Source organism: Candidatus Poriferisodalis sp. (assembly GCF_965204125.1).
GTDB lineage: Bacteria > Actinomycetota > Acidimicrobiia > Acidimicrobiales > Poriferisodalaceae > Poriferisodalis.
In genome coordinates this window covers 2,311,424-2,323,125 of the sequence record NZ_OZ241968.1, presented here as the reverse complement: position 1 = coordinate 2,323,125, position 11,702 = coordinate 2,311,424, and the positions used below count along the sequence as shown (strand labels likewise).

Genomic DNA, 11,702 nt, shown 5'->3' with positions numbered 1-11,702 from the left:
GGTCCGCGCACGCTCTACGAGGGCAATACCGTCGCCCGCAGGCGACCGTCAGCGCGCTCATGTACCGCGACGAGCCGACCGTCGGGATCGAAGAGCGTCCACGGGCCTGAGCCTTCGTAGCGATGAGCGGCCAAATGAGCGCCTTGGCGGGCGTTGGCGGCGTCATCGTCGGACAGACGGATCTGGAGCAGGTCACGAACCAACTCGCCGGGCGGTCGCAGCGCCGCCTGATCGGGGAGCTCGGCCTCGGCCAGCGAGAACGAGCCGCTGCGCGTCCGCCGGAGCGCTCGAATGTGAGCCCCGCCACCCAGCGCGCTCCCCAGGTCGGCGCCGAGCGTCCTGACGTAGGTGCCGGCGGAACAGTCGACCGACGCCCGGTACACCTGCGGATCACCGGTGGCCTCTACGTCGAATCGGTAAACCTCGACCGGGCGCGGCACGCGTTCTGCAGCGTCGCCCGACCGGGCGATCTCGTGCAGGCGGCGACCGCCGACACGGACGGCAGACACCATCGGCGGCAGCTGGGAGATCGAGCCGACGAAGCCCGCAGCCGCGTCGGCAACCTCCGTGGGATCGAGGTGCATGCACCAGGTCGCGAGGGTCTCGCCGGCGGCATCGAGCGTGCTGGTTTCGACTCCGAACACGATCTCGCACTCATAGCTCTTGCGACCTGCGGTGGCGAATCGCAGCAGGCGCGTCGCACTGCCGATGCCGACCACCAGGACGCCCGTTGCGGACGGGTCGAGCGTGCCGGCGTGGCCGATGCGCCGCTCGCCGAATCGGCGGCGCAGCAGGGCCACTACATCGTGCGAGGTGGGCCCGTGCGGCTTGTCGACGATGACGCTGCCATGAACGGTGGACGGACGGCGTCGCGCCATGCCGTTCAGGGTCCCTCGTCCTGCCCATCGCCAGCATCGGACGAGGGCGGTGGCTCGTGCTGCAGATCGGAGAGGCCCGCCAGCAGGTCGTCGATCCGCTCGGCAGCCACGGCACCCCGGTCGCGGCGGAAGCGAAGCGTGGGAGTGCGTCTCAGGCTGGTGCTCGCACCCAAAGCCCGCTGCAGTCGGTGATGGTGCTCATCGAACGCCGCGGCCGCCCTGTCTGCAGCATCGTCGTCGCGCACGTCGTAGTGCACCACGGCGACGCTCAGCTCACGATCGACTTCCACGCCGGCGATCACGATGCCCTCGAACGACTCGTCAAGCCGTTCCATCTCCGATGCCACAATGCCGCGCACGAGCTGGGCAACCCGATCGGTCCGCTCGTATCCGTGCGCAGTCGGCATCGTGCGCCGCCGACGGCGGGAGCGACTGGCCATCGGGCGGCTGCGCCGTCAGGCGACGCGGGCGATCTCGCGCTCGGTGTACGTCTCGATCACATCGCCCTCTTTCAGATCAGAGAAGTCAGAGAGACCGATACCGCACTCCATGCCCGCGGACACCTCAGCGACGTCGTCCTGGAAGTGCCGCAGCGAGGAGACCGCGCCCTTCCAGATGATCGTGCCGTCACGCAGGAACCTGACCTTGGCGCCGCTGCGCACGTTGCCGTGCTCCACGACGCAGCCGGCCACAGGTCCCACGCCCGAGATGCGAAAGACCTGGCGCACCTGTGCCTCGCCCACCACGATCTCCTCGAATTCCGGCTCGAGCAGGCCGACCATGGCGTTCTGCACATCGGAAATGAGGTCGTAGATGATCTCGTAGAGCCGGACTTCTACGTCCTCGGTCTCGGCCGTCTGGCGCGCATTGCGGTCGGGACGCACGTTGAAGCCGATGATCGTGGCTTCCGAAGCAGCTGCGAGCTGTACGTCGTTCTCATTGATGCCGCCGACACCGCGGCTTACAAAGGAGAGCTTGACGTCCTCGCGCTCGAGTTTGCGCAGGCTGTCGGTGACCGCCTCGAGCGAGCCATGGACATCCGCCTTGAGCACCAGGTTGAGGGTGGCCGTTTCGCCGGCCTGCACCTGCTTGAAGATGTCCTCCAGCCGGGCTCCGCCGCCGCTTCCGCCGGCGGTGCCGGCCAGGCTGGCCTGGCGCTGCCAGTGCTCGCGGGTCTCCGCCACCTTGCCTGCGGTCTTCTCGTCTGGTGCCACGACGAACAGGTCGCCCGAGCGCGCCACCTCGCCGAGACCGAGCACTTCCACAGGCATGGACGGACCCGCTTCGCTGAGCGGGGCGCCGCGATCATCAGTCATGGCACGCACGCGGCCCCACGCGGCCCCGGCGACCATCGGCTCGCCGATGCGCAGCGTGCCGCGCTGCACCAGCACTGTCGCGACCGGGCCACGGCCGCGGTCGAGATGGGCCTCGAGCACGATGCCCACTGCGCGCCCGGACGCGGGGGCCGTGAGCTCCTCAAGCTCGGCGACGAGCAGGATCTGGTCCAGCAGCTCGTCGATGCCCTCACCCGTCATGGCCGACATGGGCACGGTGATCACGTCGCCGCCGTACGACTCGGGCACCAAGCCCCGCTCGGCGAGCTGGGCTCGCACCCGATCGGCGTCGGCACCGGGCCGATCCATCTTGTTGATGGCCACGATGATCGGCACCTCGGCCGCCTGCGCATGGTCGATGGCTTCGGCCGTCTGCGGCATGACGCCGTCGTCGGCGGCCACCACCAGCACGACGACATCAGTGGCCTGCGCTCCCCTGGCCCGCATCGCCGTGAAGGCCTCGTGACCGGGGGTGTCGATGAACGTGATCCGGTGATCGCCGCGCGTGGTCTGGTAGGCACCGATGTGCTGCGTGATGCCGCCCGCCTCGCCCTCGACGACGTTCGAGGAACGGATGCGGTCGAGCAACAGCGTCTTGCCGTGGTCGACGTGGCCCATGACCGTCACCACCGCCGGCCGGATCTGAGCGCCCTCGTCAGCGAGGTCGACTTCGAGCGCCCGCAGCAGCTCCTCTTCCTGCTCCGCGCCGGGCTCGGTGATGCGCACCTCGGCACCGAGCTCAGCAGCGAAGAGCTCGATCATGTCATCGCTGAGCGACTGGGTGGCCGTCACCATCTCGCCCTGCTGCAGCAGGAATCGCACGATGTCGGCGGCCGAGCGGTTCAGCCGAGCGGCCACTTCTTGAGCCGTCGATCCCCGCTCGATGACGATTTCGCCCTCGGGAACGGGTGCATCCACCGGCGTGTAGGCGGTGAGCTGCTGAGGCTGCAGTTCCTCGCGCTGGCGACGACGGCGGCGGCGCGGCCGGCCTCGTGGACCGCCTCGCGGTGCTCCTCGCGGGCCTCCCGGACGAGCACCGCCGGGGGGTCCGCCCGGACGGCCGCCGGGGGGTGGCGGTGCTCCCGCGTGCGCGCGCCCGCCGCCTGGACCGCCACCGTGCGGACGGTCACCGCCGCCCGCGGGACGCCGGAACCCGCCGGGGGGACCCGAGCGATACGGGCCCCCGCTGCGAGCTGATGTGCGGGGAGGGCCCGGCGGCGGAGGGATCGGCTTGCCGGATCCCGAGCGAGGCGCCGCCGGCGGGGGCGGGATCGGTCGGCCATCGGCAGATTTCGGTGGCACCGGCAGACGAGAAGGAGGAGGCGGCGGCAGGGCAGATCCGGCGGCCTCGTCCGGCGCTGGCCTCGACGGCGCGGCCGGTTCCTCCGCGCGCGCTGCCGGACGCCCGGACGGCGGCAGGATCGGCCGCGCTGATTCCTGGCCGCTGGAGGTGACCAACCGCCGTGGCGGCGGCACCGGCGGCGGGGCACCCGCCGATGGCAGCGTGCTCGGCGGCGGAGTGCCAGGCGGCGGCATGTCCGGCGGAGCGCTCGGTGCCTTCGGCGGAGCCGACTCGGCCGCAGCAGCAGGTGGAGCTGCAGTCTGGGGCGGTGCGTCGGCGGCCGGCGCGGCTGCGGGAGCCTGCGCCGCTGGCTCCGAGGCCGGTGCCGCCTGCTCATCCGGCTTCGACTCAGCCGAGGCCTTGCGAGCCGGGCGGATCGCCGGCGGCGACTGCTGTGCCTCTGCCGAGTCGTCACGCGGGGCTGCACGCGAGGTCGCAGCGGCAGCCTTCGCCGGCGCTTTACGAGCCTTGCGTGCCTCGGGCGGCGGCTCGTCACGAATCAGTCCTTCACGCGCGGCCTTGCGCCGGACGCGGTCAGCCTGAGCGTCCTCCATGCTGGACGAGTGCGTCTTCACACCGATGCCCAACGACTCGCATACGTCGAGCACCTCGGTGAGCGTCATGCCCAGCTCTTTGGAGAGCTCGTGAACGCGGACTTTCTTCGGCAAGCGGTCGGTCTTTCTGTCGGAAGTTCTGTCGAGAGTTGACGGGGCGCCCGGCGGGGCTCAGGGAACGAAACGGGGACGCGACGAACCGGGCCATCGGCCTCAAGGCGCCGTCGAATCCGATGGAAGCGTACTGGGGTCGGTGTTGGCCTCTGCGGGGGTCTCGGCCACCGCATCGTCGGCCGGCGCGGCATTGTCGGCTTGCACAGCCTCGCTGGTCTGCACAGTCTCGCCGGCCGGCACAGCGTCGCCGGCTTCGTCGCCGTCCTGCTGCTCGGTGACGGCTTCGGACCACTGGCCCGCCGTGATGGCCTCGCTGCCGTCGGCAGGAACCCAGGTCTGCTCGCCGGTGTCGGGGTTCGTGACCCACTCCCCCTCGGCCCACTCTTCCCCTGAGTAGCCGGCTTCTTCCTCTGCGATCTGGGTTTCGCTCTTGATGTCAATGCGCCAGCCGGTCAGCCGGGCCGCCAAGCGCGCGTTCTGGCCCTCGCGGCCGATCGCCAGCGACAGCTGGTGGTCGGGCACGACCACCTCGGCAACACCCTCTTCGGAATGGAAGCGAACCTCACGGACCCGAGCCGGGGACAGCGCCTTCGCTACGAAGTCATGGAGGTCGTCGGAGAACGGGACGATGTCGATCTTCTCGCCTCGCAGCTCGTTCACCACTTGGCGCACCCGGCTGCCCCGCGCACCCACGCACGCACCCACCGGATCGATATTGGGGTCATTCGACCAGACGGCGATCTTGGTGCGGTGGCCGGGTTCGCGCGCACAGGCCTTCAATTCGACGACGCCATCGGAGATCTCGGGGACTTCCAGCTTGAACAGCTCGCGGATCAGTCCCGGATGCGTGCGCGACACGACGATCTGCGGACCCTTGGCGGTCTTGCGCACCTCCACGATGTACGCCTTGAGGCGGCTGTTGGGCTCGGGCCGCTCGTAGGGAACCTGCTCGGACTGGGGCAGCAGTGCCTCCACACGGCCCAAGTCGAGCAACGTGTAGCGGGCGTCGTTCTGCTGGATGATGCCGGTGACGATGTCGCCCTCGCGCCCGGCGTATTCGTCGTACTTCATGTCGCGCTCGACTTCACGGATGCGCTGGTTCAGGACCTGCCGAACGGTCTGGGCCACGATCCTGCCCAAGTCGTGAGGCGTGTCGTCCCATTCGCGCACGACGTTGCCCAGCTCATCGACTTCTTGGGCGTACACCGTGATGTTGAACGACTCGTCGATGATGACGTAAGCCTGCTCGGCGGCACCTTCGCGGCGCTTGTAGGCCGATTCGAGGCCGTTCGCGACCGCCTCGAGCAAGACCTCGGTGGTCATGCCCTTCTCGGCAGCGAGTGCTTGGAGCGCTTCCATGATCTCCGGGCTGTTCATCGCCCCTGCCTTCCCGGGGAGCTGCGCGGTGTGCGTCGCGGCGGTGAGCCCCATTCGAATGTCGTGCGGGCCTTGGCGATGTCGCCGAACGGCACCGACAGCGTCTGACCAGGTCCCGGCTGGATCCCCTGCCCCGCACCGGCACTCCCGGAAATCTCCTCGATGCGAATCGACACCGCGGATCCGTCGGCTTCCAGGACCTCGCCGACGATGCGCTGGCGCAGCGGTCCGCTCGTGCGGATGACTGCTCGCTCGCCGACCGCACCTGCAAAGTGCTCTGGACGGCGCAGGCTGCGTTCGAGTCCAGGGCTGGACACCTCGAGCACGTAGCGGCCGTTGATCAAGTCGGCAGCATCGAGAGCGGCGGACAGCCTGCGGCTCAGCTTGCTCAGCGCCTCAACGCCGATGGCGCCGCCCTCCGATGCCGTGGCCAGCACCACGAGCGTGCCGCCTCGCCACTGCACGTCATAGAGGCCACAGCCGGTCTCGGCGGCGATCGGCTCGGCGAGTGCGGTCACCTGCGAAGGGGCAACGGCAGACTGGGCGCGTACCGGGGCGCGCGAGCTGGCACATTCGGCCTCGCGCGCGGTGCCACAGTCGCGACCGGCACGGGACCCCGTGCTCTTGGGGGCGCGCGAGGCCGCAGCGGTGTCAGTCATCGCAACCTCCCTGTCCGCGTCGCCCCAGCCGACCTCGGGGCTGTGCCTGCGGTACCAGCCCTTGCGGCCGAGCCGCAAGGACCCGACCCACAAGAACATGGCGCAGAGCCCTGGTCCGACCGAAACTGTCCTGAAAGTACGACGCTACCAAGGCGTTCAGAAGGTTCCCGACCGCGATGTGGCCCGATCATGCCGATCGTCACCCACGACTCACCGGCAGCGGCGGCTCGATCTACTGGTTGGGAGGCCTAGCGGCGCCGTATGAGGGCGACGCGCTGGGCGGCTTGATTGACGTCGTCGCCCTGCTCGCTGACGAGCGCGGCGCGGTCGGCTTCGGCGGCTGCCGCTGCGCCGGCCTCCGCCCGCGACAGCGCCGCCTCGACGCCGTCGGCAGCGACGATCTCAGCCCAACTCACCAGCGCCGCGACCATCTCGTCCTCAGGCACCACAGACACAACCTGGCCCTTCACAAACAAGTGACCGCGGGATCGGCCCGCGGCAATCCCCAGGTCGGCACTGCGTGCCTCACCCGGTCCATTCACCACGCAGCCCATCACGGCAACTTGCACGGGCAGGTCAAGGTCACGGAACGCTTCTTGCGCCTCCTGGGCTACCGAGATCACGTCGACTTCGGCGCGGCCGCACGACGGGCAGGCAATGAGATCGGTGCCCGAACGTTCCCGCAGTCCCAGCGCCTGGAGCAACTGCTGGCCAGCGGTGGCCTCCTGGACGGGGTCGGCGGTGAGGCTGTAGCGGATGGTGTCGCCGATGCCCTCGTTGAGCAACGTCGCGATGCCCGCAGTCGCCTTCACCAAGCCGGCAGGCGGTGGGCCGGCTTCGGTGACGCCGAGATGCAGGGGGAAATCGACCTCGTCGGCGAGCATCCGGTACGACTCCACCATCAGGGTCACATCGCTGGCCTTGACCGAGATCTTGACGTCGTCGAACCCCACCTCCTCGAAGTAGCCGAGCTCCCGCTTGGCCGACTCGACCAGCGCGGCAGGTGTCATGCCGAAGCGCGATTCGATATCGGGATCGAGGGAGCCGCCATTGACGCCGATGCGGATCGGCACGCCGCGATCGCGGGCCTCCGTCGCCACAGCGCGGATCTGGTCGGGCTTGCGGATATTGCCCGGATTCAGCCGCAAGCACGCCACTCCGGCGTCGAGCGCGGCGAGCGCGAGCCGGTACTGGAAGTGAACGTCGGCCACAAGGGGCACGGGCGAACGCGGAACGATCTGCGCGAGCGCCTCAACGGCCGCTATGTCGTTGGCTGTGCAGCGCACGATGTCGGCGCCCGCACCGGCCAGCGCGTAGACCTGCGCCAGCGTGCCGTCGACATCGGACGTCTTGGTGGTGGTCATCGACTGCACCGAAATGGGTGCCCCGCCCCCGACCGCGACCGAGCCGACATGCACTTGGCGGGTGTGCCGTCGGGCGTAACTGGCAGACGTACTCATGGCGCTGCAAGTCCTAGCGTGCGCGCGGCTTGGTCAACTCTCCCGTGGTGATGCCTCATGTTTCCCGCTCTTGTTCGCTCCGCTCACGGGCCGCTCGGGCCACGGCTTCGCCATGCGGCTCAGCCTCCTACAGATCGATCGGGTTGGCGATGTCGAGGTAGAGCAAGCCGATGGCCAGCAGCGCGAGCGCAGTCACCACCACGGCGACAACGGGAGCCAACGCCCGTGGATCGCTGAAGTACCGGTCGCGCCCACCGCGCTCCCGCCAGCGCTCATAGGTAGCTATCGCCACATGGCCGCCGTCGAACGGCGGCACCGGCACCATGTTGAACACGCCGAGGAACACGTTGACCATGGCGAACATCAGCGCTCGCTCGGACCACCCCCAGGAGGTGTCCGAAGCCAGGTCCACGATGCCGATGACCCCTAACGGCCGCGTGCCCAGGTCGTCGTTCGCCGAGGGATCACCAGGCGGCGACACAATCCGGTCGATCACGACGCCGAAGTTCACAAACAGCGACCAGATTCCACGCACTGAATCGACCATCGCCCGCCCGACGTCGGCGAACGCGCGGGCCGTCGCTGTGGGCAGTCCGGCCGTCTCGTAGGTGACCGCCTGGCTGGCACGAACGCCCAGCAGGCCCCGTCCCGTCTCCGGGTCTGCCGCCAGCGTCGCCTCGGTGGCAAGGAGCGTGCCGTCCCGCTCGATCTCCAGCAGCACGGATTCGCCTGGCCGCGCCTGCACCTGCGATACGAAGGCGTTCCAATCCTCAGTGACGACACCGTTCACACCCACAATGCGGTCGCCCACCTCGATGCCAGCCGTGCCGGCCGGAAGCGTCACGCCGTCCCGCTGGCTCATCACCTCGGCAACCTGCCAGCGGTTCTCCTCGAGAGCGGGTGCGCCGAGCGCTGCATGCAACACCACGTAGGCGACCAGCGCCATCACCAAGTGCATCAGTGAACCGGCACACACGACAAGCAGCCGGCGGGGATAGCTCTTGACGCGGTAGGCCCGGTGCTCGTCACCGGGCTCCACCACATCGCTGCTCGACATGCCGATCACGCGTACATAGGCCCCGAGCGGCAGGGCGCGCAGACCGTAGGTGGTTTCGCCGCGGCGGAAGCTCCACAGCCGCGGACCGGAGCCCAAGAAGAAGTCGGTGACCTTCATGCCCACTGCACGTGCGGCCGCGTAGTGGCCGAACTCGTGCATGAACAACACGCCTGCGAGCACCGTCGCAGCGCCGACGGCGAACGGGTAGCCCCATGCCAGCAGCGCCAACACCACAAGCGCTGCGATGCCGCCGACGGTGCGGGCGACGGAGCTGGGCGTCGGCGCCTGCGGTTCGTCGGTGTGACCCCTCATGCGCGGATGCCCATCACCGCAGCAGCCGCAGAGCGGCGGCCCCCGCGATCCGCAGCGATGACCGCGTCGACGCTGTCCGCAGCGGCGCCATCGTGATCCTGCATCGCATTCGAGATCACACGCTCGATTTCGTGCCAGCGCAGCTGCCCGGCCAGGAATGCACTGACGGCATGCTCGTTGGCGCCGTTCAGCCACGCGGGTGCGGTGCCGCCTGCTCGGCCTGCGTCGTACGCCAGGCGCAGGCAGCCGAAGGTCTCGGTGTCGGGCAGTTCGAAGTCGAGGCGACCGACCGTCGACCAGTCGACAGCGCCGAACGGCGTCCCGATGCGTTCGGGATAGGCCAGGGCATAGCCGATCGGCAGGCGCATGTCCGGCAGGGAGAGCTGCGCGACGGTGCTGCCGTCGGCGAACGTCACCATCGAGTGAACCACCGACTGCGGCTGGATGACCACCTCGATCCGGTCGTAATCGATCCCGAACAGCTCGTGTGCCTCGATGACCTCGAGGCCCTTGTTCATGAGGGTCGAGGAGTCGACGGTGATCTTCGGTCCCATTGACCACGTGGGGTGCGCCAAGGCGTCCGCGGTGGTCACCTCGCGCAGTTCGGCGGCGGTGCGCCCGCGGAACGGTCCGCCGCTGCCGGTGAGAATCAGCCGCTCCGGCGGTGCCGACTGGCCGGCGAGGCACTGATGCAGGGCACTGTGCTCGCTGTCGACCGGGATGAGCTCGGCGCCGGGCACTGCGCGCAAGGGCTGCACCAGCGGTCCCGCGGCGATCAGGCTTTCCTTGTTCGCCAGCGCGAGGCGCCGCCCGGCCCGAAGCGCGGCCAGAGTGACACCCAGGCCCGCGAAGCCCACCACGCCATTCACCACGACATCGGCCGTACCCGCGAGATCAGCGAACGCGTCGGCACCGGCCAGAACCTCGACGCCGGCGGGCAGCACGGCACGCAGCTCCGGCTCCAGCCCAGCATCGCCGATGGCGACTGCTGCGGGCGCGAACTCGGTGGCTTGGGCCGCAAGTTCGCTCACGGAGCTGTTCGCCGCAAGAGCGACTGCCCGGAACCGGTCCGGCTCGGCGCGCATGACCTCCAGCGTCTGGGTGCCGATCGAACCCGTCGAGCCGAGCACCGCGACGGTCGTCGCGCCCATGGGCCTAGCCGACGACGAATGTGCCGACGAAGTACGCCGCCGGCAAGGAAAAGAGCAGCGCGTCGAAGCGATCGAAGACACCGCCGTGACCGGGCAGCAGGCTGCCCATGTCCTTGATCGCCACATCGCGCTTGACCATCGACTGCGTCAGGTCGCCCAATGGTGCTGCAAGTGCGACGGCGAGGCTCAGCCACAGGGCGTCCAGCAAGCCGCCGGTCCACGGGAACACGCCAGGGAAGCGATTCAGCACGAGCGTGGTGATCACCACCGAAAGCACGATGCCCCCGATGAGACCCTCGTGCGTCTTGCTCGGACTGATCCGCGCCGCGAGTCGGCTCTGGCCGGTCGTTCGACCGACGACATAGCCACCGACGTCGTACACCACCGTCCCGATCACGGCGGCGATCAGCATCGAGTCGCCGTTCGGCTCGCGCAGGATCAGCGCAGCGAATGATCCCAAGCCGCCAATCCACAGCAGACCGAGTGCCGTAATGGCCATATTCGCGGTGGGATGGTCTCGCTCGACGCCGAACAGGAACCAGCAGAGGATGGTCACCGCTGCAACGGCCAGCACGATCGGATACGCCTCGACACCACGCAGGTGCACAGCGACGGTCAAGCCTGCGACGCCCGCAAGACCTGCCAGCGTTGCCGGACGGTAGCCCAGCGGCCGGGCGGCCCGGTAGAACTCTGCTGCGGCCAGCACCAGCACGATCGCAACGAGCGCCACGGTGGCTGCTTCGCCCAGCCGCAGCGCGCCGAAGAACAGCGCTGCCAGCACGGCGCCCACCGCAATGGCAGCCGGCAGGTTGCGACCGGTGCCGCCGGAGTCTGCAGGGGCATTGTGCAAGACGGTCCGGGCTTCGTCGCTCACGACACCACGCTCCTCATAGTCCTGGTTCCCCTCGCGCCAGTGCGATGCAGACGCATCGAGCTGAGCCCATTGAGCGAAGCGGTCAGTTTCGGATGGTGCGGCACCAGCCTCCGACGGTACTTCGGCAGCGGTCGGGGCCGCGGCGACAGGCGCTGGATCGTCTGCGGACGGCGCGGCAGTCTCAGCGGCGGGCGCCACCGGCATGTCGGCTGGCGTCGGAGGAGCATCAGCAGGCGGGATCGGCGGCGGGGTTGTCTCATCGGGCGAATCGAACAGCGGTTCAAGGTTCTCTGCAGCAGGTGCCTCGGGTTCGGGGGCGGCTGGAGTCTCACCGGCCAGACGCGGGTCGTCGGGAAGTTGGGGGAACAGGCGCGAGCCCCCGCGGCGCTCTGGCTCCGTGGCCGTCACTTCGGGTTCCGCGGGCGGCACAGCCGTCTCGTCCGACGCAGGAGCGTCGTCGGAATCGAAGTTCACCAGCGGCCGGGTCGCGCCCAGCGGATCGCCAGCATCCGCCGGATCGCTGGGATCGGAACCGGAGTGGGCCGGCGGATGCGCGCTGCTTTCGGACATCTACCTTCACACCTGCTCGG

At 69.1% G+C, this 11,702-nt stretch carries 10 protein-coding genes and 1 pseudogene; 1 reads left to right on the top strand and 10 read right to left on the bottom strand.

The window, feature by feature from the left end:
• Positions 1-14: 14 nt before the first annotated feature.
• From truB to infB, 3 genes are read right to left on the bottom strand one after another with little or no spacing between them, the layout of a single operon-like run.
• Entirely contained in the window at positions 15-878 is an 864-nt protein-coding gene (truB, locus tag ACOGXD_RS10880; protein WP_419915020.1) for a tRNA pseudouridine(55) synthase TruB, read from the bottom strand.
• Positions 879-883: 5 nt separating this feature from the next.
• Positions 884-1,285, bottom strand: a complete 402-nt coding sequence (locus tag ACOGXD_RS10875) for a ribosome-binding factor A (RefSeq protein ID WP_419915018.1) — start codon at positions 1,283-1,285, stop codon at positions 884-886.
• Between the two features lie 48 nt (positions 1,286-1,333).
• The gene (infB, locus tag ACOGXD_RS10870; RefSeq protein ID WP_419917395.1) at positions 1,334-3,130 is read right to left on the bottom strand and encodes a translation initiation factor IF-2; all 1,797 of its coding nucleotides are present in this window, start codon (positions 3,128-3,130) and stop codon (positions 1,334-1,336) included.
• 532 nt (positions 3,131-3,662) lie between these two features.
• On the opposite strand from infB, the gene ACOGXD_RS10865 reads away from it, so the two are divergent.
• Complete coding sequence (locus tag ACOGXD_RS10865; protein WP_419917434.1) at positions 3,663-4,097, top strand: hypothetical protein; 435 nt, start codon at positions 3,663-3,665, stop codon at positions 4,095-4,097.
• Positions 4,098-4,132: 35 nt separating this feature from the next.
• Here the strand turns inward: ACOGXD_RS10865 and ACOGXD_RS10860 are convergent.
• The 7 genes and pseudogenes from ACOGXD_RS10860 to ACOGXD_RS10830 form a co-directional block, all read right to left on the bottom strand.
• Positions 4,133-4,177: pseudogene (locus ACOGXD_RS10860) on the bottom strand (hypothetical protein); the annotation flags it as partial.
• A gap of 144 nt (positions 4,178-4,321) precedes the next feature.
• Entirely contained in the window at positions 4,322-5,599 is a 1,278-nt protein-coding gene (gene nusA / locus ACOGXD_RS10855) for a transcription termination factor NusA (protein ID WP_419915016.1), read from the bottom strand.
• Positions 5,596-6,117 (bottom strand): ribosome maturation factor RimP, encoded by a 522-nt coding sequence (rimP, locus tag ACOGXD_RS10850; RefSeq protein ID WP_419915014.1) that lies wholly within the window; start codon positions 6,115-6,117, stop codon positions 5,596-5,598. The genes nusA and rimP overlap by 4 nt, the downstream gene beginning before the upstream one ends.
• Positions 6,118-6,506: 389 nt before the next feature.
• Complete coding sequence (gene ispG / locus ACOGXD_RS10845) at positions 6,507-7,718, bottom strand: flavodoxin-dependent (E)-4-hydroxy-3-methylbut-2-enyl-diphosphate synthase (RefSeq protein ID WP_419915012.1); 1,212 nt, start codon at positions 7,716-7,718, stop codon at positions 6,507-6,509.
• A 127-nt stretch (positions 7,719-7,845) separates the two neighbouring features.
• On the bottom strand, positions 7,846-9,087 hold the full coding sequence (locus ACOGXD_RS10840) for a M50 family metallopeptidase (protein WP_419915010.1): 1,242 nt from the start codon (positions 9,085-9,087) through the stop codon (positions 7,846-7,848).
• The gene (gene dxr, locus ACOGXD_RS10835) at positions 9,084-10,238 is read right to left on the bottom strand and encodes a 1-deoxy-D-xylulose-5-phosphate reductoisomerase (protein ID WP_419915008.1); all 1,155 of its coding nucleotides are present in this window, start codon (positions 10,236-10,238) and stop codon (positions 9,084-9,086) included. The genes ACOGXD_RS10840 and dxr overlap by 4 nt, the downstream gene beginning before the upstream one ends.
• 4 nt (positions 10,239-10,242) lie before the next feature.
• On the bottom strand, positions 10,243-11,682 hold the full coding sequence (locus ACOGXD_RS10830) for a phosphatidate cytidylyltransferase (protein ID WP_419915006.1): 1,440 nt from the start codon (positions 11,680-11,682) through the stop codon (positions 10,243-10,245).
• Positions 11,683-11,702 lie beyond the last annotated feature (20 nt).